The organism is Parashewanella sp. 2304DJ23-3 (assembly GCF_056591695.1).
On the sequence record NZ_JBWQOH010000004.1, the window covers coordinates 193,220 to 215,099 of the forward strand.

Here is a 21,880-nt window from a genome sequence, read left to right on the forward strand (position 1 = left end):
CAAACAAACTCTACAAAATTAAAGGGTTATAATTAAGCGTAAACGACATACCAAATTTATGTGTATTTTAAACTTGATGGATTATTTATGACGTCAGCTGTAGATGGTTCGAATCCTGCCACCAGCCTCACAACTTCAATTGTGAAAGATTCTCCATGCCCGGAAGAAGTACACAGAACGCTTAATCAAAATGGTCGTGAGTATGAAGTTACGCTTAATGATGAAGCAAGCGCTGCCTCAACTCCTACCTCTGAGTGGCAAACTTCATCAACACCATTATCTAAAGACCAACCTTATACTCCACCTAAAAATGAGATAAGTGATAATAGTTCATTACAAAACTCTATGAGTTCAGGACACTCTGAAACTCAAAGCGCAACACCCCAAATCGAGAGCCGAGAATTACCTCCAGCCTCAGTTCTACCAGATGAAAAAGATTCTCAAACGGGCTCATCATATGACCGTACTGCCCGACCCGAGGTCGTTGAATCACTGGATTTAACTATTGAGGTCATTGGTTCAGAAGGTCCTGATATGGAAAGCTCAATAGCAAAGAAACACGCAAAGACGATAGAGAGCTCTCAAAGTGATAAAGAGCTAAGTGACTTTAGTGAACAAGTAGATACACAAAAAGTAACCTCGTACATAGTTAAAAAAATAAATAGTGAAAAATTACCTGTAAAAATCCAAAACCAACACTCTATTAATGGTACACCTTTAACCGATATTTCTTCAGATATTAATAGTGAACTTGGCATAGCCAATGAAGAAAATGAAGAAAAGAAAGTTGTTGTGTGTCCTTTTGGAATATCAGAACGAGGCTACAGAGGTGGAATTTTTAAGTTGTTACGCATGTTTCCTTTTTGGAAACATGTTGGAAAAAGAGCGGATCATGCAACTTGTTTAATTATTACTCGCCAAAAAGTATTCATGATCGAACCCAAGGCATATAAATATGAGTGCGGTGCAAACGTCACTCAATACCGTACTAAATGGCAAAGCTATTTCGATTCCAAAAATTGCGCTCGCTACTCAGGTTATTTCGCCTTCGCATTCGCTCAAAATTTAAACAGGGAGATTGCTAATGGGGCAACGAAATTAGAAATAACAGACGAACTCATTCAAAGGGTTATCACACAAACCATCCAGAATAGTAGACCGAACAAAAGCACTCTTAGAGAGTTTTATACACCAGCTGATGTTCAAGCTCATTAAACAAAAAAAAGCAATGCTATTGCATTGCTTTTTCAAGCTTGACTGTGCAGTTAATTAACGCTGTCTTTTAGTGCCTTACCAGCTTTAAATTTTGGAACTGTCGCTGCAGGGATTTGAATCTCTTTACCCGTTTGTGGATTACGACCAGTTCTTGCTGAGCGAGTTGAGGTTTCAAACGAACCAAACCCTAAAATAGATACTTTATCACCTGATTTCAGTGCACCAGTAACAGCACCTTCAAAAGCACTTAATGCGCGTCCTGCTTCTGCTTTTGTGATTTCAGCTTTCTCGGCCATGATGGCAACAAGTTCACTTTTATTCATATTGTTGTCTCTTCTTTCCATAGATAATTCAAGTAAGACTCTACGTTTTTAACGTATGTATTACCACTTTCATAAACTGAGCGAATAACTCATTCACGTAATATTTTAAGGCTTAGCCTAAAGTCAGTGCTTTATATTGAATTCAAACAACGAAGAAGTGTTTCTTAGAATTACTGCCAATAACTGCAAGCAAGAGGTCATTTTTCGACCTTCATTTCCTAGTATAGACACATAACTCAGGAGTTACACCAGAAAAATTTACTGCTGCTTAAAATATTTAATATTTTTAGCGCTGAACGCTACCCACCATTGAAAGCCCAAAAGACCAATAATAGCCACGACTAAAGGTAACATCGGAATATTATACCCTTCAAAAACGACCTTCACATCTTCGGGCGTAATTTGATAAGCAATCACCGCCGTAGCACCAAGGGCAACAACGCCTAATGTTTGACAAGCAAGGTAAACCCTTAAAACAATGAGCGTCCACGGTTCGATTCTCCATACCCCATATAAAACAGGTAAAACGCCTACAGTAAACACTTCTAATGAATTCGCATCAACAAAACGCCAAACAGCGGCAACGATGATAAGCACGTATAAAACACTAAGAATACGCAGAGAGAAAGGCATGAGTGATATCTATTATGCAAAGAATGTTGAGAATACTAACGGTTTGATGCAGCGATGAGAAGTCTTTAATACTTATCGTTATTTAATAGGCAACGTCGTGCTGGATCACAAATTAACAAATGAATGAAGACTAAACTAAAATTAATAGAACTTCAGTAGCACAAACCTGTCAAATACAATAAGTTACTATTGATAACGCTCAAATTAGGAGGAGCCATGAATAAACTAGTATTAGGGCTGGCTGCATTAATATTTGCTGGCGCAGCATCAGCTCATGACGCAAAAAAAGATGAAACTGTAAACATTGAAAACGGAAATGTATCGGTGACTTGGCAGTCCCCAGATCATTATCGTGATATAAAGTCGTCGGGTGAATTACAATCTCGATTTCAAGCTCGATTATTTAAAGATTTAACAAAAAACTTGAGTAAAGAAGCTAAAAAGGTACTTAAATCTAATCAGAAGCTCCAAATGACCGTCACTGATGTTGATTTAGCCGGCGATGTTCGTCCAAGTTTTGGTGCGGGCGCATCCGACATTAGAGTGGTAAAAGATGTTTATCCACCAAGATTTAAGTTTACTTATAAAGTGACTCAAGATGGTAAAGTCCTTGCGGAAGGAAAAGAGAATATTTCTGATTTGGGCTTCTTAGATCGTATCCAACCAGCCTTTGATCGTCCGTTTAAATACGAAACTCACCTATTAAATAGCTGGATGGATAAAATGGCAAAAACTAAATTAAAGTAATTATTTAGACTTCTTTTTTAGTAATTGTAATGTTTGTAATATCACACCCAAGCGGGCGACCACATCAGCAATAGCTTGATTATCGGGTTGCTCCTGCTTTTTTAACCCTTCAAACTCCTCGACAAGCTCTGCAACATAAGGCTTGAAACGGTTGCTCTCTACAACAAACCCCTCATCTTTAGTAAAAATACTTTTATACTTCCCGTGACCAGCTTGCTTCAATGAGTCCAATTGTTGGTCAGCATCAATAGCCTGACGATACACCAGTTGAATATTTTGCTGAATTTGTTCAAAAATCTTGCTATACGACATACACTGTTCTCGATATCTTAATTGACAGGGATTATAAAAGATTATGAAGCAAAGCAGCAAAAAGCTTAATGCATTAATTTTCGTTTTTTTCTATTTTGCATTATCAACGGCATCAGCCAAAGAGTCTGATACGCCACCTTTCTTTAAAATCAGTTTTGAAGGGCACACAGCCTACTTACTTGGTTCTGTCCATGTCGGAAAACCGGATTTCTACCCCTTACCTAGTTTAATTAAAAAACAACTTAACCTTAGTAATGCTATTGTTCTCGAAGCGGTACCATCCGCTGAAGACCAGCATCTTATTACGAAATACTCCCTTCGAGCTGAAACTGATAAAAATCAAAATAAAGCCTATGATAATTACTGTAAAACACATCACCGCCTGTGCGCAGCACTAGAGCGTTTTTCACCTTGGGTTAAAGCTACTCAAATTACCCTCTTTCGTTTAAATCAATTAGGCTACCACGCCAACTTCGGCATTGAATCTCACCTCATTGAAAATAAAGGTTCAAAGCTGCTATTACAATTAGAGAGTACAGAGTTTCAATTGAAGCTAATGAGTGAAATGAGTAGAAGTATTCAAGAGTCAATGCTTACTCAATCCATCACCGCTTCCGACAGCCAAGTAACAACCATGTTTGCAGCGTGGCGACAAGGTAATTTAAATGCGATTGATGCCCTTTCTCAGGAGGAATTAAAACGACAAGGAGATCAAGAGTTCATTGATAAGTTACTCTGGCAGCGAAACAAAAGTATGGCTTCGTCCATCATTGAAAAATTACAAGAACGTTCTAAGTATCAGCTTTTTATTGCAGTTGGTGCAGCGCATTTAGCTGGAGAAAAAAGTATTAATCAATACCTTAAAAAAGCAGGTGCAAAAATAGAGAGCTGCTGGAGCTCTCCTGCAATTTGTCAGTGACGAAAACCACTGGCTTCGCTCTGTTCTAAGGGTTTAACTCTTGGGTGCGAAGTTAAATGCTCAATAGCTTGCTTATAATCCCGCATTAACAAGCAAGCTAAGTCTTTACTGAACCCTCGTTTCACTAATATTCTTTGAACTACAGTATCTTGCTGATTCACAGGGAGTGCGTAGGCTGGAACTTGCCAACCTTTATTTCTTAGCCTATCTGCTAAATCATAGAGATTGAAATCCGTTATATTCTCTTTTAACTGCCAACTAATGACAGGTAGCCCACCATTACCGTTATAGATAATGTCAAAATATCCTAGCTTGTTAATTTCATCGGCAAGATAAATGGCGATATCTCGGCAGGTTGACTGTATGGCCTGGTAACCTTCAAAACCCAAATGTAAAAAGTTGTAATACTGTGCAATGACTTGCCCGCTGGGTCGAGAAAAATTAAGGGCGATATCAGGCATATTGCCACCAAGATAATTAACGTGAAACACAAGATCATCTGACAAGTCAGACTCTGTGTGCCACAATATCCAACCGACGCCCAATGGTGTTAATCCAAACTTATGACCGGAGGCATTAATTGAGCGTACTCGATTCAATCGAAAATCCCATTTAAGGTCTGATTGAATAAACGGGGCAACAAACCCACCACTAGCTGCATCAACATGCATAGGGACGTCAATATTTGTTTTCAATTGAAATTCATCGAGCGCTTTTGCTATCTGCTCTATGGGGTCATACTGACCCGTAAATGTCAGCCCTAACGTGGCAACTACCGCAATGGTGTTTTCATCACAATGTTTAATTGTGGCTTCAGGCGTTAATTGGTAACAATCCTGCTCCATTGGTACTTCACGCAGCTCCACCCCCCAATATCTTGCAAACTTGTGCCAGCACACTTGTACAGGCCCAGTAACAAGGTTTGGCTTATCAAAATCGAGACCTTGTGACTTTCTTTTTATTTGCCATTTCCGAAGTAACGCTAATCCTCCCAGCATTGCAGCTTCACTTGAGCCTGTAGTTGAAGTACCAAGTGCTGACTCTCCACCGCTTTCTCCATGCCAAAGATCAGAGATGATATGAATACAGCGTTTTTCAATTTCAGCCGTTTGAGGGTACTCATCTTTATCGACAATATTTTTGTCGACAGCAATAGCCATCAGCTTTTCAACTTCTGGCTCAATCCAAGTTTGACAAAAAGTGGCTAAATTTTGCCTAGAGTTTCCATCTAAGATGAGTTCATCTTTGATCAACTGATAAATTGTATTTGAGGAATGGCTTGTTTGTGGAAGTTTATCTTTAGGAAGCTCGTGTCTAGATTCAGGTGTACTGAATACACCTCCTTGATGCGAGTCTTGTTTTCGATGCAGCATTTAACCCTCTCGAAATCGACTGATTTGCATACCAGGCGACCTCGAAAGAACATAGTTTTATGCAAATTTGCCGATAAAATGAACATAACGCCCAATTGAAATATAGGGCTGCTTTCGAGAGTAGGTCAACTCCATTTGCATTAATTTATCAAAGTTAATTTCTTGATCTGGATATGGTTTCATATAATCGTTAATCACACGAACACCTGACGTACAAACCAAATTCAATTTCCAGGCTTCAAACCACGATGTCACTTGTTCAATATAAAGTGGGTATTCAGGGGTTAAGCCAACGGTCTTTTTGGCTTTCAAGCCTGCTTCAACATACTCAAAATTACCCGAAACAAGGCTATGAAATCGCTGTGCTTCTTTATTATAAAACATCAGTGAAAAAGCCCCGTTCGGCTTTAATAGTTTCAGCAAATTTTGCAGTGTATTTTCAGCATCTGCGAGCCACTCAGCAACAGCATGACAGAGAATAACGTCAAACTGACCAAACTCTGTCTCTGTCAATTCTTGGATAGATGAGTGCACTAGCTCAATATCTACAGGTTCACTTAGCAACTCAATCTGCTGTTGAGCAAGCTCTAGCATTTGTGAAGAAATATCACATAGCACTACTTTATGGCCTAACTTTGCAAGTTTCTGGCTGAGATATCCAAAGCCACCTCCTGCATCAAGAATCCGAAGTTTGGTGCCTGACTGTAAATCAATATGTTCAAAGAGGTCTCTTAATAAAACCTGACTTCGAATCTCTCCTTTTAGAGAGCCATATATATTTTTTGCAAACTTATTTGCGAGTTTATCGAAGTTTTTATCCATATTTACTGCTTCTCATGAACAAAAAAGGGAGCCATAGCTCCCTGTTATACCACCTATACTTTAGGCTAAATAATTCTCAGGTAATTCGTTTATGCCTGCAACACCAGATTTAATTGCGGCTTCAGCCACGGCTGTCGCAATTCTAGGCAATAAACGTGAGTCCATTGGCTTAGGCAGCACATAATCAGCGCCAAAGCTTAATTCAGCCACATCAGGGTAAGCTTCTAATACTTTTTGAGGGACAGACTCTTTTGCCAGTTCAGCAAGTGCAAATACAGCAGCGACTTTCATTTCATCATTAATTTCACGTGCACGAACGTCTAGTGCACCACGGAACAAAAATGGGAAACACAGTACGTTGTTAACCTGGTTAGGATAATCGCTACGACCTGTCCCCATTATGACGTCAGGACGAACTGATTTGGCAAGCTCAGGCTTAATCTCAGGATCCGGGTTTGAACATGCAAAAATAACTGGGTTATCAGCCATCAACTTAATGTCATCTTCACCCAATAAGTTTGGACCAGATAAACCTAAGAATGCATCTGCGCCTTTAATTGCATCTTGAAGAGTACGTTTATCCGTATTATTTGCAAACAGGGCTTTGTACTCATTTAAATCGTCACGTTGAGTATTAATTACACCTTTACGATCTAACATGTAAATGTGCTCACGTTGAGCACCGCACTTCACCAGCATTGTCATACAAGCAATTGCAGCCGCACCTGCACCTAAACATACAAACACTGCATCTTCAATTTTCTTACCTTGAATCTCTAATGCATTGATCATCCCTGCAGCGGTAACAATGGCTGTACCGTGCTGATCATCGTGAAAAATCGGTACATTACATTTTTCAATCAAGGCTTTTTCAATTTCAAAACACTCAGGTGCTTTGATATCTTCAAGATTAATGCCACCGAATGTATCTGCTATCGCAGAAACTGTATTAATAAACTCTGCAGTCGTGTTGTGCTTAACTTCAATGTCTGTTGCATCAATATCAGCGAAAGTTTTAAATAATAGTGCTTTGCCTTCCATTACAGGCTTTGATGCCATTGGGCCTAGATTTCCTAAGCCTAAAATAGCAGTGCCATTAGAAATAACAGCGACGGTATTACCTTTAGCTGTATATCGATATGCATTTTCAGGATCCGCAGCAATTTCTCGAACGGGCTCTGCTACACCAGGGCTGTATGCTAAAGAAAGATCATGGCTAGTCTTAGCAGGTTTAGTTAAAGTTACAGCCATTTTTCCTGGTATTGGAAATTCATGATAATCGAGGGCTTGTTGGCGAAAATCTGACATGTTCACGTCCTGAAGTGTGCGATTTTTATTGTTCCATTTTGTTGTTGTAATGAAACGCAATTAACAAAAAAATAACTTATATATTAACTGCTTGGGGCTTAAGCAGATAATTCGGCAATTTTAGTCATTAACACCAAATGGAACAAGCTCTTTGTCATTTTAACTTTAGTGAACAATTTGTCTTTTTGATGAGTTTTCTTTATCTATAACTGAAGCAAAACAGATACTTTCCCTCAAGATATGTAATTTAAATACAGTTTAACTGGCGATTAAATTGTATTAGCGCAATTCGAAAGTGGTTTGAGCACGAATTGTATACAATTTTGTATTTAAACTAACAAATGTGATAAAAAATGATTTTTTAAAATTGAAGAAGTTTGTTAGAAAAACTCAAAAATTCACCCAAGTCATCAGACCTGTTTTTTTGTTAACGTTAGGTACATTCCCGCAAAAATACACAAAACACCCAAAATTTGATTTGAAGAAAGCGCTGAATCTAACAACCACATATCAATCATCAGGCTCGCTAACATCTGACCGCTCAACACACATAATATAGAAGTTACTGCACCAACTTTGTGTAATACAAAACTGTTTACAGCAACATATAGTGCTCCAATAACCCCTCCTAAATAAGCATGTGTAGGAATAGACTTATCAAAATGAGGTGTTTCGAATACAAGCCAAAGCAAAATCGTGAGAAAAACAAAACCAACAAAGTGGTTCACAAAAGAAGCGGAAAATGCACCTCGACTGCTCCCCAAGCGTCCATTCAAGGTTCTAGCAAGTCCGATTAAAATTCCGTTGAGTAAAGCCAGTAATACCATGGTCATTAGACAGCTCCTCTTGAAAAGATAATCATCAAGCTACCACCGCATATCAAACATAGGCTCACAAGATCTCTCAACGTCATTTTTTTTTGTTCTAAACCAAATAAACCGAAATAATCACAAAGATAACTGAATGAGATTTGCCCAACTAACCCCAACGCTAAAGATCCTGTGAGTCCTAAATGGCTGTTTACAGTTATCCCAGCAAGTAAAACGGTAAATGCTCCTGGCAGACCACCTAAATATGCCCACCAAGGCGTTTTGCTTGTTTTTGCAAATAATTGCTGCCTACCTCGGTTAAGGCTAAAAATAAGTATAAGAGCAGTAACACCACCAATCCCATGTGCAAACCAAGATGACTCAGCTGGAGAGTAAAAAACAGCAAGCTGACTGTTAAAAAATATCATTGCAGCCAAAAAACCACCGGACACTAATGACAAAGTTAGATAGAAATATTGATACTTACTCATCACATTTATATTTGAAGATTCTGAATTTAATCTGAACACAAATGAGTATTAATTGAAACCAGGATTTGTTGATCTTTCAGGATTAAATTTTGTGCTATTTTAGCGTTTACCTGTTCAAGGCGTGAGCAGTGAAGCTTAGTCATCTAAGTGAGCTGGTCACAACACAGAACAATGAACGCTAAAAAGCATCGAAAAAAGAGAAAGCGAAAATTGGTCGTTCTTTCAAAATAAAAAGTACTGCGTTATCGCTTGTTTATTTGGAAACGAAGTAACGACAGTTTTATATGTCGGTAATAACCAAACCGTACCAGCTCTGCCTTGCATAAAATAACCAATTTATCGCTGCAAAAACAATCACGAAAGATCAACAAACCCTAATATTCAAAAATCTATCAGATAAAAAATTGATATTTTCTTATTGCACAGAGTCATGGCTAAGCTACGTCCTCAACAACTACTTTTCGAAGTGAGTCCAACATTCATACCTTTTTAATCACCCCGAATTTATAGAGGCGTACAAGTGAAAAAAAGTAAACTAACCTTTTGGCAGATCTGGAACATGACTTTTGGTTCATTTGGTCTGCAATTTGGTTTTGCTTTGCAATATGCAAATATGAGCCGAATTCTACAAACACATGGTGCGAGTCTTGAGTCTATTCCTATTTTATGGATTGCAGGCCCGATTACTGGTTTAATCATTCAGCCTATAATTGGTGTATTTAGCGACAAAACTTGGACCAGGTTCGGACGACGAAAGCCCTATTTTATAGTCGGGGCATTCATTAGTAGTATTGCTCTTATACTCATGCCCAATACAAAATATTTATGGCAAGCCGCTAGCCTTTTATGGCTGCTTGATTCAGCTATGAATTTGACTCTTGAACCCCTTAAAGCACTCGTTGCAGACAATACACCAAGCTCACAGAGAGCTTTGGGTTTCACAATGCAAAGTTTTTTTGTTGGCATAGGATCCATTGTAGCTTCATGCATGCCCTGGCTATTTAACTTTTTCGGCGTTGCTAATCACTCATCCCTTCATAATGTATCTGACACGGTAAAACTGTCATATCTATTAGGTGCGATAACCTTATTTATATGCACTAGCTGGACTTTTTTTAAAACAAATGAAGTAAAACCACAACAATTAGATTACCCCTTAAAACAAAGGAACATTTTAAGAGAATCAGAGCTAGATCATTTAATGCAAACAAAGCTTTTTAAAAATGGTCTATTTTATTTAGTCACAGGGCTATTAATTTCACTATTGCTCTTTATACAAAAGGCCGGTTTTCAACCTTATATTTTAACCGGTGTATTTACTTATTTTGGCCTTCTGCAATTAACCATGTTTTGGCGGCGTTCTAAAGGTCTAAAACACAAGACCTTCGAAAAAGTTATTCAGAATATTTATAATATGCCTAAAGCAATGAAACAACTTGCTTGTGCCCAACTCTGCACTTGGTTCGCATTCTTTACTGTCTGGATTTATGCTACACCGGTGGTGACTTCTGCATTCTTTCATACCACAGATATATTGTCTGATGCTTATAATAAAGGAGCTAATTGGGTTGGAGTATTGTTTGCCACATACAGTGGCACAGCAGCAGTAGTTTCCATTATGCTCCCTAAATTACTAAAAGTTACAGGCTTAAGAAAAGCTTATTCACTGTGCCTTTTCGTTGGTTCTGTTGGATTTGCTTCATTTTTATTTTTACAAAACCCAAACTATTTATTGATATCTATGCTAGGTATAGGTATTGCTTGGGCATCGATTGTATCACTTCCTTATGTAATGCTTTCGAGTGTTATACCTCAACATAAAGTTGGAAGCTTTTTTGGTATTTTTAATTTCTTTATAGTTATTCCACAGCTTATTGTTTCAAGTACTATGAGTATTGTTATGAAAAAGATTTTTGATAATCACACCATTTATGCTCTAGCCTTGGCTGCGGTTTTAATGATGATAGCGAGCATTATTGCTTATAATATTCACCACTCTGTAGAAGATTATGATTTCAAACAAAACAATAATGGTTGAAGTTAGCTTTTCAGATGAAAAATTAGAATACAAAAAAGGCGCTCATTGAGCGCCTTTCTATAGTTCAATTCAAAGCAGAATTTACTTCTTGCTTGAAAGTGCGCCAAAACGCTTGTTGAACTTGTCGATACGACCACCAGTATCAACAACTTTCTGTGTACCTGTGTAGAATGGGTGACATGCACCACAAACGTCTAAGTGAAGGTTTTTACCTACAGTAGACTTAACTTTAATGTTGTTACCACAAGTACAAGTTGCAGTGATTTCTTCGTATTCTGGGTGGATACCTTGCTTCATTTGGGTTACCTCAAAAATAAGGCCATGTCGCCTTCCCAACCCGAAGTTGGGCACCACATGCGTTAAAATTTAAAATTCGTTACTTCGCCATTGCTGCTTAACAGCAGTATTCGAAGGCGCAAGATTTTAACTTATCCTAGCACTTCAAACAAGTAGAAGTTATATTTCGAGCAGTTAAACTCAAAGTTAGCTTAACTTAAGTAAAATATTGAATTATCTCTAGCTCGATACCGTTAACATGAATAAACTTAGCCTATACCTTCATACTTAAATTCTATATGCCAAATTTCGTTGATGTTGCTTTGCCTGTTCCATTAAGACAAAGATTTAGTTACCTATTACCCGATGAACTTGTTGATCAAGCAAAAATTGGTTCTCGCGTCAGTGTGCCTTTTGGTAACCAACATCGTGTTGGCATTATTCTTAATATCAAACCTTTCTGTGAGCTGGATGAATCCAAGATAAAGCCCATTTCAGAACTGCTTGATCAACGCCCCCTCTTACCCGAATCACTGGCAAAACTGTGTGATTGGGCAGCAAAATACTATTTTACCAGTCACGGCCAAATGCTCAGCCAGGCCATCCCTGTTGCCTTACGAAAAGGGGGCAAAAGTGAATTTGAAGGACAAAGTGAATACTGCATTACAACCTTAGGCAGTGAGATTGAATTGTCGACTCTTAAACGCTCACCTGCACAAAAGAAACTACTAGAAGCGTTAAAAGTCGGTACCCTGTCACCAGCAGAATTTAATGAACTCTCCTTCAGCAAATCTGCATTAAAGGCCATCAAAGAAAAAGGTTGGGTTGAAGATAAACAAAGAGCAACTGAGTTTGACCTCAGCTGGCGAAAATCACTGGTTTTAGGTGAAACGCCTCACAAGCTCAACGCTGAACAAGCCGTTGCGGTATCAACACTCACACAGCAATCTGGCTTTAAAACAAGCTTAATTGAAGGTGTAACAGGTTCGGGGAAAACTGAAGTCTACCTTTCTGTTATTGAACATATTCTTAAACAAGGTAAACAAGCGCTGGTATTGGTGCCAGAAATTGGCTTGACGCCTCAAACCATTGGTCGTTTCCGCAGGCGCTTTGATGTGCAAGTGTGTGTGATTCATTCAGGATTAACAGATAAACAACGCCTGATAGCTTGGCAACAAGCCAGAGAAGGCGAGGCTGCTATTATCATCGGTACTCGCTCGGCATTATTCACGCCTATGCAATATCCCGGCATCATCATTCTGGATGAAGAACACGATAGCAGCTTTAAACAGCAAGAAGGTGTTGGTTATCATGCACGAGATCTTGCAGTAATGCGCGGAAACCTTGAAGATATTCCAGTCATTTTAGGTTCTGCCACTCCTTCTTTAGAAAGCTTAAACAATGCGCTTTCCAACCGTTATCAACACCTCGAATTAACCAATCGCGCTGGTGCTGCAAAAAAAGTACGTCAAGGCATTATTGATATACGTGATCAACCATTAAAAGCAGGGTTATCAACAGCGCTCATCAATGAAGTTCGTATTCACCTTGACGCTGGCAATCAAGTGTTACTATTTTTAAATCGCCGTGGTTATGCACCTGCCCTGCTCTGTCATGAATGTGGTCATTTACATGAGTGTGATCGCTGTGATGCTTTTTTTACCCTTCACCAAGGTCTAGGTGAAATTCGCTGTCACCACTGTGGTAATCAGTATGCTATTCCTCGCCAGTGTCATCAATGTGGTAGCACCATGCTTGCAGGACAAGGCATTGGAACTGAGCAACTTGAACAAACACTTCAACAGTTATTCCCTAAATACCCTGTTGTTCGAATTGATCGTGACAGTACTCGACGCAAAGGTTCATTAGAATCTCATCTTAATGCCATTCACAAAGGTGAATATAAGATTTTAGTGGGAACACAGATGTTGGCTAAAGGACATCACTTCCCAGACGTAACCTTGGTTGGAATGCTTGATGTAGATGGTGCACTTTTCTCTGCAGATTTTCGTGCTCCAGAGCGTTTTGGGCAACTTTATACACAAGTTTCAGGTCGAGCAGGACGAGCAACTAAAGCTGGCACAGTACTTTTACAGACACATCAAGCTGATAATCCCATATTAAGAGAAATCTTACACAAGGGCTATGCAGAATTTTCCCGTAATCAACTCGAAGAGCGTAAACAAGCACTGTTACCACCAGCATGGAATATGGTGCTAGTAAAAGCTGAAGCTCACAATCCCATTGATGCTGATACCTTACTCAATGAGTTTGCAAAGCGCCTACCACAAAACGAACATTGTGAAGTGATAGGTCCCATGCCAGCTCCAATGGACAAAAAAGCAGGCAAATTTCGTCGTCATTTAATGTTCCAAACGCAATCAAGACCTCTTATGCAAAAAGTTTTTGAACAAACTTTGGCTGAAGTTGAGCAACTGCCTATTGCGAAAAAGTGTCGATGGCACGTTGATAGAGATCCTCAAGATCTCCTCTAGGGTCAAACTAGCTCACTGGTTTCCAAAAATTAATCATTTGATCAACCTTAATTTCATCTTCACCGCCTATAATTATTAGTGTAAATACTTTAGTCAGTTTTGGCAGCTACACGCACTGTTTTGAGGAAACACTAAACGATAGCCCCAAGCTGATGAGTTTCTAAGGTGGTAAACATGAGTTTGGATATGATGCGTTTTGCTCGACCTGAGTTTAAGACATATAACCCTGCTCGGACTGGTTCAATTCAAATTAAATCACAAAATCCCAGATTTGGTAAAAATCAATATGACTGCAAACCTTCTGAAGCACCTTCAGTGCCTAGCTTTCACAAAAGCCAATTATCGAACCCTTTCCGACTTTTAAAGGGATTAGCCAAGTGGATACTGGCAACGTTGAAGCAAGAATGTAATGCAGGAATACCTGATGAGGTCGCTGATGATATTGCCACTACACTCCTAAACAAGTGTTCAAAAAACGGAGAAGCCTTATTTTTGAATTTTCAAGGTGGGGCTCACGCTGCCATGATCGTCAAAACGAGTAGTGGCTACGCTTTTTTATCATTCAATAATGGTTCTGAAAGATGTTCTGACGTAAAAGCAGAACATGAAACCTTTTCAAAAGAAGATAAACAAGAAAATGAAACAAGCATAAGAAAAAGACTTAAAGCAGAAATACGTAAGTACCGAGACAGAACCATTCAACAAGAAAATCACATAAAAATACCAAAAGCTCAAACGAGTCGCATGATCAGTAAGTTCAATGAAATCAAGTCGAAAGGATATAAAGTAATAGGTCAGAATTGCGCTCATACCGCCATACAAGTGCTCGAAGCAGGTCAACACTCTCAATTAAAACTGAAACAATGTAAAATAACTGCAAGCATGTGCTTCCCCGCTGATGCCATGGATTATGCTCAACAGGTGAGTACAGAGACTGAAAAGTTACTGCCGAGACTAGAACAAGAAGAAGCAGAACTTGAACTTCAATGCCAACAAAAACAAGAACAAGAAACGAAAGATGCAGAAGAGCTTAAAATGAAACAGCGGCAAGACTTTTTAGCAAAATTAAAACCGGGTTCAAGAATGAATTGGCAACTCGCACAGCAATTAAGAAGCCGCACAAAAAATAGAAGCTATGCCCATTCAAAGAATGCTTCCTCTAATACGTCTCCACAACCAGACAACACTCGACCTCTGCTTCCTAACCCTGTGCAAAATTAACATCAACCAAATCGACATTCTGTTAGATAGTCCATTCGTTTGCATAGCATATAGCACTACATTGGGTTAAAATGTCTGGTTCACTTTTCACATTCATTTTAGACGTTGAAGATCGCCAATGAAATCACATATTCAGTCTTTGCTTGAACAAACCTTAGCCACATTAATCCAGTTAGAGATCGTTCCTTCTGACATTCAGGCTCGAATTCAGGTTGACCGAACCAAAGATAAAAGTCATGGCGATTTTGCAACAAATTTAGCAATGATGTTGACGAAAGCTGCACGCAAAAACCCACGTGAACTCGCTCAGTTAATTATCGACAACTTACCAGCGTCATCGCATGTAGCGAAAGTCGAAATTGCTGGCCCTGGCTTCATTAATTTCTTTATTGATGAAAATGCGTTAGCCAACCAATTGCAGGATGCGTTAGAAGATGAAAAATTGGGTGTTAACTTACCTGAATCACAAACCATTGTGGTTGACTACTCTTCACCAAACCTAGCAAAAGAAATGCATGTTGGTCACTTACGTTCAACGATCATCGGTGACAGTGTTGTTCGTACTCTTGAATTTTTAGGCCATAACGTTATTCGCCAAAACCATGTCGGTGACTGGGGTACTCAATTCGGTATGCTTCTAGCGTACATGGAAGAATTACAGGCTAAAGACGGAAGTAAAGCCAGTCTTGAACTTTCAGATTTAGAAACCTTTTATCGTGCTGCAAAAGTTCGCTTTGATGAATCCGAAGAGTTTGCGACTCGCGCTCGTAATTTGGTGGTCGAATTGCAATCAGGTGATGAATATTGCAACAAGTTATGGCGCAAATTTAACGACATATCACTCAGTCATTGTCATGAAGTTTATAACAAACTTGGTGTGAGCCTAACACGCGATGACGTACATGGCGAAAGTGCTTATAACGAAGATTTAGCTCAAGTCGTTAGTGATCTAGAAAATCAAGGACTGCTCAAAGAAAGTGCAGGGGCGAAAGTTGTTTTCCAAGAAGAGTTTAAGAATAAAGACGGTGAACCCTTACCAGTAATCATTCAAAAAGCCGATGGCGGTTATTTGTACGCAACTACTGACTTAGCGGCAATGCGCTACCGTGCTAATGTTCTTAAAGCAGATCGTGCTCTTTATTTTGTTGATTTACGCCAAGGATTGCATTTCCAGCAGGTATTCAGTTTAGCGAAGCTAGCTAAATTTGTGCCTGATTCAATGTCTTTAGAGCACTTAGGCTTTGGAACGATGAACGGCGAAGATGGTCGTCCATTTAAAACTCGTAGCGGTGGCGTAGTTAAGCTAGCAGACTTATTAGATGAAGCCATTGTTCGTGCTAATGAGTTGGTACGTAGTAAGAATCCAGACATGGACGATGCAACGGTTGATAAAATTGCTAAAGTCGTGGGGATCAGTTCAGTTAAATATGCTGATCTATCTAAAAACCGTACTAGTGACTACATCTTCAGCTTTGATCAGATGCTGAGCTTTGAAGGCAATACCGCACCATATCTTCTGTATGCTTATACTCGGGTTGCGGGTATCTTTAAACGTGCTGAAGACATTGATTTGTCAGATGCTAAGATCAACCTTGAGCATGAGAAAGAAAAAGATCTTGGTAACAAGCTAGGTCAATTTAATGAAATTCTGGTTCGCGTTAGTGCTAAAGGCCAGCCTCATGTACTATGTGGTTACTTGTTTGAACTTGCTGGTGCATTCTCTAGCTTTTATGAAGCTTGTCCTGTACTTAATGCCGATTCAGAAGCACAAAAGCAAAGCCGCTTATTATTAGCTAAACTAACTGCACGCACCTTAAAGCAAGGTCTTGCACTTCTAGGGATTGAAACGTTAGAGCAAATGTAACATGAGCCGCGATTACGCTAATAAACCTAAGCCACGACGCAATAGCAGTCGTGGCAATAAGTCCACTAAGCAAAAACCAAAATCATTCCCGATTTTGGCTTTGCTTTTTGTGATCATGTGTATTGGTGCTTTTGGGTACTTTTTATGGAGTATTAAGGACAGTGCTGGACCTGAGCCTAAAACTGCAAAAGTTGAACAACCAAAACCCAAACCACGTAAGCAAGATGCTTTGCCTCCAAAACCAAAAGAAAAGTGGGAATATCAAGACCTGCTTGAAAAGAAAGAAGTCGAAGTTGATGTACCTAAACCGAGTACAAAACCTTCTCGACCTTATCAAATGCAATGTGGTTCTTTTCGTAAACAATCACAAGCTGATGCGCTCAAAGCTAAAATTGCTTTTCAGGGTCTAGAAGCCATTGTTAGCAAAGTCGATATTAAGAGTGGCACCTGGTATAAAGTTGTAATAGGCCCTTATCCTCGTAAGCGTAAAGCAGAACACGATCGGCATAAACTTCAACGAGCCAACATTAATGGTTGCCAAATTTGGTTTTGGGAAGGTAAGTAACTCATAGTTTTGTCTATTTCATCCAAAAAGCACAGTTAACTGTGCTTTTTTTATATTCAACGATTTACATTCTACACCTCAATTCTGAAATATAACGCTATAAAAGCGAATAACTATATTACGTTTACGTAAACTCAAGCCCACAAAAACCGTTGACAATCCACTTTAATAAACTTTTTTCACTATAATAAAAACAAAATAAAACACTGTAAAATAAAGAAAAAACATCATCAATCAATCCAAAAAACCACAATTAACAAAAAATAAACACTAGACAAACTATCCAGCAACATTATATGTTCCGATTCAGAATAACTATAAAAAACAACAATAGAGGGGTTAACGGTTTTCCTGCTTAACTCAACCAGTATAATTATAAGAATTGGAAAAACGTTACATGAACAAGACATTTACCTGCCATGCACTAGCATTAGCCATATCTGCTGCCTTTTCGGCACCTTTAGCCTATGCAAATTCTACGGATAGTCAGGCTAACGCTGCTGTAGAAAGAGTTTCTGTTTTAGGCTCTAGAGTCTCTAGCCGTACCGAAACCGACTCAGCTGTCCCTGTTGATATTATTGATAGTGAAACTCTGACCAAGAGTGGCTTTACTGAGCTGGGTCAAAGTTTACAATCCTCTGTGCCTTCTTTTAACTTCACTCGTACTCAAGTTTCTGATGGTTCTGATCTATTTAGACCTGCAACATTACGTGGTTTGCAACCGGATCAAACACTGGTATTGATCAATGGTAAACGTCGTCATAATCAAGCGCTTCTCGGTTTAAATGGTACTGTTGGTGCAGGTTCTGCTGGCACAGATATGAATGCGATTCCGCTGATTGCACTTAAAAATGTACAAGTGTTGCGTGACGGTGCCGCAGCACAATATGGCTCAGATGCCATTGCCGGAGTCATCAACCTCTCTTTGAAAGATTCAACAGATGTAACAACGGGCTACATTCAGACTGGCGCTACAACTGAAGGTGATGGGGACGGCTACTCATTAGGGCTAAATACTGGTTTTTCCCTACTCGAAGACGGGTTCATTAATTTATCTCTCGAATATCGAGATTATAAGGGCACTAACCGAGCACAAAAAGATACTACAGGCTCGTCGACTACTGAACCTGGAACCCTATCGGACACAGTAAGATATAAACAAGGTAATGCTGACTCAGAGTTTTTATCCGTATTTTATAATGCAGCACTGCCAGTCGGTGATGCTGAGCTTTACTCATTTGGTGGTTACTCGAAACGAACAGCTTTGGGTAATGGTTTTTACCGCGCTTTTAACGCCACCGCACAGAATGTGGCGCAAGTCTATCCCGATGGTTTTTTACCACTGATTGATAATGAAGCTAAAGACAGTTCTGCGGCAATAGGCTTACGCGGTGATTTGAATGACGACTGGCATTACGATGTATCAGTAGTTTACGGACGTAACGCCTATGATTTTGGCTCTATGAATACGTTAAATGCGTCATATGCTGCTGAATATAAATACAATAATCCTGATGCATCAAATGCTGACATTGCGGCTAATGCAGGACCAACTTCGGGTTACAGTGGTGGTTTTCGATTTGATCAGCTGACCTTTAATGCCGACGTCTCTGGTGCGATAGATATCGGTCGAGATGATGATCTGTATGTGGCTTTTGGAGCCGAATATCGTGATGAGAGTTATGAAATTGTTCCTGGAGAATTAGCTTCATACTCATGTGGTGCCTCAGGCAGTACGACGGCTTTTCCATCCGTTATGGATGCCAGTGTATTCGCTGCTTGTGGCTTTCAAGCTTATCCAGGGCTTCAACCCAATGCATCAGGCAAAACGAGTCGAGACAGTTACGCTCTTTACTTGGATGTCGAGACTCAAGTCACCAGTAACTGGTTAATCGGAACAGCATTACGTTTTGAAGACTTTTCTGATGCAGGTAGCAAGCTGGTAGGTAAAATATCCTCTCGCTATGACATTTCAGACGACTTTGCTTTTCGTGGTGCCTTAGCAACAGGGTTTAGAGCACCGTCATTACAACAAAGTGGATATACCGCTTTTACGACAAATATCGGACCTGGAGGCGCCTTATCTCAATCATTTACAGCAACGGCTGGTTCACCGTTCCCATCAGCGTTGGGCGTAGATAACCTTAAACTAGAATCCTCAAAAAGCTTAAGTCTAGGCCTTGTCGCCAACTTATCTGACTCAGTTTCTCTGACTATCGATGCTTATCGTGTACAAATTGAAGATCGTATTTCCCTTGGCAGTTTGCTGTCAGCAGAACAAGTAGCATTTAGCTCCGAAGCAGTCACTGCACTTGAGGCAACAGGTGCAGTACAAGGAAATTACTTCTCTAACTCAGTAAACTCAACCACACAAGGTGTGGACTTGATTACAACCTATGAAACTGAATTAGCGGAAGGCGATGTTAAAGTTACATTCGCAGGCAATGTCAACTCTACGGATATTGATAGTGTAAATGCTGCGCCGGGTATCCCAGACAATATCGCCCTTGATGACTTGCAACGTGGTTTCTTAACGGGTGGGCAACCTAAACAACGTGCGACATTGAGCTTTGAGTATCAAAAAGATAAATGGGATGCCTCCCTACGTGCGAACTATTACGGTAAAACCGAAGTTGATTATTTTGGTAACAACCATATCGGCTTACCAGACGAGTTATCTCCGACAGGTTCATTCTTGCCAACCAGTAAAGTGGCTGCAGCTGTATTAATTGATTTAGCTTATAGCTACCAACTTACCGAAGCATTGCGCCTCGACTTAGCAGTAAATAACGTGTTTGATCACAGACCGGATGAGCTTGGAGAAAACACAGCGCTAAACTTCATCACTAATGGAGCATTTAGATATCCTGTACGAGCTGTGCCTTACGGATTTGATGGGGCAAGTTATTCTGCGAAGCTAAACTTCAAATTTTAATGAATTCATCACGACCAAAGAGCTTTTAAAACGGCTCTTTGTTTTTTTAAGAACTTCGTTTGCAACTTTAGCTTTGTAACTTAGCTGCAATCGATAGGTTTGCGTTCAACCCGTCGAGCAGTGCTTGTTTCGATGTTATTATATTCTGCAGTTCTTCTAATTTTTTTGAACCAGTAATACAATGTGCCTGAAGCTCTGAAACTGCTATTTTTTCTTTGTGAAGCTTTTCACTATTGAAGGCTATATCGTTCTCTAGTTCTATCACCTCTGTAGCCAATGTGGAGCAATGTATACTGTATCCTCTCAATTTTTCTGTTAACTGTTCTTCACAACTGTTCTGTTGTCGAAGCTTACTATTTTGCTCTACAAACTGACCATCCAGTCCTCTCTTTTGAAGATATAGTTCTGATAAGCGCCCTTCTAAATCTGTTACCCTTGTCTTAGCTTTATTCAAATCAGTTGCAAGTCGTTGATTTTTAGTGCCATTTCTCTGGCTATAAAACGCCATTTCATCTTGCGCAAAATAATGAGAAGTGACAGCCGGTGAACGCTCACCCCATATACTACCCTGAGTTATATAACGGCCGTCTGCATTAGCTTGCATTGTCAAACTTGGAAATTGAGAAAAAAGATTCTTACCAACACCATTTTCTCTAAGCTGAGATACTCTCAGTTGCGCAGCTTCCCCTAAAGAAGAAAAGCTGGTTCTAAGTTTTGCTAAATTTTCTCTAGCTTGCTCTAAGTTTTTAGTTTTAGTTTCAATTTTTAAGTCAACTGCCAAGCAATCACTTCTAATTTTCTCAAAGTCCTGTTCCATTTGAGTCTGTCGTGATTTACAAGCTATCAGCTGATGAGCAATTTTTTGGTATTCTACTTTGTAGAGCTCGAGATCTCTTTTTTTCGTTTGTAAATCCTCTTGTGCTTTTACTAAACGCTCATTGAGGCCTTCTTTCCATTGCTTCAACTTATCGCAATTACTCACTTCAACTTTTAGTGAACTCTTGACTTCAGAATACCTTTGCTGAGCAGAAGTTAACTCCATTTGAGTTACAACTAAATCGTTTTGTAGTTTCGCAACCTCTTTCGACTCCCCAGTTAAAACACTAGGACCGTCAATTCCATAACGGACTCCAACACTTTGGTGATTAGTGATCTTAGAAACAGATCCTGCTTCCTTTTCAGGCTCTGAAGTCGCTTCTTGATGTTGAGTAGAACACCAAAATTCTCTTGTTGCTGCAGGAACGGGAACTTGTTCGGAGAGATATGACTGTTTATTTGCAGGAGCAACCCAAAAGGGCGGTCGCACAGTAGTAACATAAATCGGAGCAGCAACAAACATTGGAGCTCCAGCCTGGATTTGATTGACTTGCCAATTCATATGAGAATACACATAGCTATTAGTAAATAGTAATACTTGTGGATAAAGTCTACAATTTAATTAATAGCTTAGATCTAAACCAGTTAATTATAGTTTATGTAGTAGAAGATTTGATTCACATGAATTATTAGCATTAATTAAAGAAAAGAAATATAA

General features: G+C 39.4%; 19 protein-coding genes. 9 read left to right on the plus strand and 10 right to left on the minus strand.

Going from position 1 to position 21,880, the window contains the following annotated elements; all coding sequences use genetic code 11:
* The first annotated feature begins 87 nt into the window (after positions 1–87).
* A complete protein-coding gene (locus tag AC1EU2_RS10735; RefSeq protein ID WP_480298279.1) occupies positions 88–1,215 on the plus strand; it encodes a hypothetical protein in 1,128 nt (375 codons plus the stop codon).
* A 50-nt stretch (positions 1,216–1,265) separates the two neighbouring features.
* Here the strand turns inward: AC1EU2_RS10735 and AC1EU2_RS10740 are convergent, their stop codons facing one another.
* Together AC1EU2_RS10740 and AC1EU2_RS10745 are read right to left on the minus strand one after the other, a co-directional pair.
* Positions 1,266–1,538, minus strand: a complete 273-nt coding sequence (locus AC1EU2_RS10740; RefSeq protein WP_129945493.1) for an HU family DNA-binding protein — start codon at positions 1,536–1,538, stop codon at positions 1,266–1,268.
* Positions 1,539–1,796: 258 nt separating this feature from the next.
* Positions 1,797–2,171 (minus strand): hypothetical protein, encoded by a 375-nt coding sequence (locus tag AC1EU2_RS10745; protein WP_480298280.1) that lies wholly within the window; start codon positions 2,169–2,171, stop codon positions 1,797–1,799.
* 216 nt (positions 2,172–2,387) lie between these two features.
* On the opposite strand from AC1EU2_RS10745, the gene AC1EU2_RS10750 reads away from it, so the two are divergent.
* On the plus strand, positions 2,388–2,918 hold the full coding sequence (locus AC1EU2_RS10750; RefSeq protein ID WP_480298281.1) for a DUF3016 domain-containing protein: 531 nt from the start codon (positions 2,388–2,390) through the stop codon (positions 2,916–2,918).
* Here AC1EU2_RS10750 and AC1EU2_RS10755 read toward each other — a convergent pair whose 3' ends face one another.
* Positions 2,919–3,230: a prephenate dehydrogenase gene (locus tag AC1EU2_RS10755; protein WP_129945499.1), complete on the minus strand. Its 312-nt coding sequence runs from the start codon at positions 3,228–3,230 to the stop codon at positions 2,919–2,921.
* Positions 3,231–3,273: 43 nt separating this feature from the next.
* Here AC1EU2_RS10755 and AC1EU2_RS10760 point away from each other — a divergent pair, with 43 nt between their 5' ends.
* On the plus strand, positions 3,274–4,149 hold the full coding sequence (locus tag AC1EU2_RS10760; protein ID WP_480298282.1) for a TraB/GumN family protein: 876 nt from the start codon (positions 3,274–3,276) through the stop codon (positions 4,147–4,149).
* Here the strand turns inward: AC1EU2_RS10760 and gad are convergent.
* The 5 genes from gad to AC1EU2_RS10785 form a co-directional block, all read right to left on the minus strand.
* Positions 4,143–5,522: a glutamate decarboxylase gene (gene gad, locus AC1EU2_RS10765; RefSeq protein ID WP_480298283.1), complete on the minus strand. Its 1,380-nt coding sequence runs from the start codon at positions 5,520–5,522 to the stop codon at positions 4,143–4,145. The two genes, AC1EU2_RS10760 and gad, sit on opposite strands and share 7 nt — an antisense overlap.
* 57 nt (positions 5,523–5,579) lie before the next feature.
* On the minus strand, positions 5,580–6,344 hold the full coding sequence (locus tag AC1EU2_RS10770; RefSeq protein ID WP_480298284.1) for a methyltransferase domain-containing protein: 765 nt from the start codon (positions 6,342–6,344) through the stop codon (positions 5,580–5,582).
* A 60-nt stretch (positions 6,345–6,404) separates the two neighbouring features.
* Positions 6,405–7,652 (minus strand): malic enzyme-like NAD(P)-binding protein, encoded by a 1,248-nt coding sequence (locus AC1EU2_RS10775; RefSeq protein WP_480298285.1) that lies wholly within the window; start codon positions 7,650–7,652, stop codon positions 6,405–6,407.
* Positions 7,653–8,062: 410 nt separating this feature from the next.
* Positions 8,063–8,485, minus strand: coding sequence for a DMT family transporter (locus AC1EU2_RS10780; protein WP_480298286.1), 423 nt, complete (start codon positions 8,483–8,485; stop codon positions 8,063–8,065).
* Positions 8,485–8,952 carry a DMT family transporter gene (locus tag AC1EU2_RS10785; RefSeq protein ID WP_480298287.1) on the minus strand — a complete coding sequence of 156 codons (468 nt, stop codon included), beginning with the start codon at positions 8,950–8,952 and terminating at the stop codon, positions 8,485–8,487. Before AC1EU2_RS10785 ends, AC1EU2_RS10780 begins: the two co-directional genes overlap by 1 nt.
* A 520-nt stretch (positions 8,953–9,472) precedes the next feature.
* Here AC1EU2_RS10785 and AC1EU2_RS10790 point away from each other — a divergent pair.
* Positions 9,473–10,990 (plus strand): MFS transporter, encoded by a 1,518-nt coding sequence (locus AC1EU2_RS10790; RefSeq protein ID WP_480298288.1) that lies wholly within the window; start codon positions 9,473–9,475, stop codon positions 10,988–10,990.
* 81 nt (positions 10,991–11,071) lie between these two features.
* On the opposite strand, the gene rpmE is transcribed toward AC1EU2_RS10790, so the two are convergent.
* A complete protein-coding gene (rpmE, locus tag AC1EU2_RS10795) occupies positions 11,072–11,287 on the minus strand; it encodes a 50S ribosomal protein L31 (protein WP_480298289.1) in 216 nt (71 codons plus the stop codon).
* Between the two features lie 278 nt (positions 11,288–11,565).
* Between rpmE and priA the strand changes: the two genes are divergently transcribed.
* The 5 genes from priA (at position 11,566) to AC1EU2_RS10820 (ending at position 20,346) form a co-directional block, all read left to right on the plus strand.
* A complete protein-coding gene (gene priA, locus AC1EU2_RS10800; protein WP_480298290.1) occupies positions 11,566–13,761 on the plus strand; it encodes a primosomal protein N' in 2,196 nt (731 codons plus the stop codon).
* 174 nt (positions 13,762–13,935) lie between these two features.
* Entirely contained in the window at positions 13,936–14,982 is a 1,047-nt protein-coding gene (locus tag AC1EU2_RS10805; protein ID WP_480298291.1) for a hypothetical protein, read from the plus strand.
* A gap of 118 nt (positions 14,983–15,100) precedes the next feature.
* Positions 15,101–16,846, plus strand: a complete 1,746-nt coding sequence (gene argS, locus AC1EU2_RS10810; RefSeq protein ID WP_480298292.1) for an arginine--tRNA ligase — start codon at positions 15,101–15,103, stop codon at positions 16,844–16,846.
* A gap of 1 nt (position 16,847) precedes the next feature.
* On the plus strand, positions 16,848–17,411 hold the full coding sequence (locus AC1EU2_RS10815) for an SPOR domain-containing protein (protein ID WP_480298293.1): 564 nt from the start codon (positions 16,848–16,850) through the stop codon (positions 17,409–17,411).
* A 397-nt stretch (positions 17,412–17,808) separates the two neighbouring features.
* Positions 17,809–20,346: a TonB-dependent receptor plug domain-containing protein gene (locus tag AC1EU2_RS10820; RefSeq protein WP_480298294.1), complete on the plus strand. Its 2,538-nt coding sequence runs from the start codon at positions 17,809–17,811 to the stop codon at positions 20,344–20,346.
* Positions 20,347–20,413: 67 nt separating this feature from the next.
* Here the strand turns inward: AC1EU2_RS10820 and AC1EU2_RS10825 are convergent, their stop codons facing one another.
* Positions 20,414–21,685 (minus strand): hypothetical protein, encoded by a 1,272-nt coding sequence (locus tag AC1EU2_RS10825; protein WP_480298295.1) that lies wholly within the window; start codon positions 21,683–21,685, stop codon positions 20,414–20,416.
* Between the last annotated feature and the right edge of the window lie 195 nt (positions 21,686–21,880).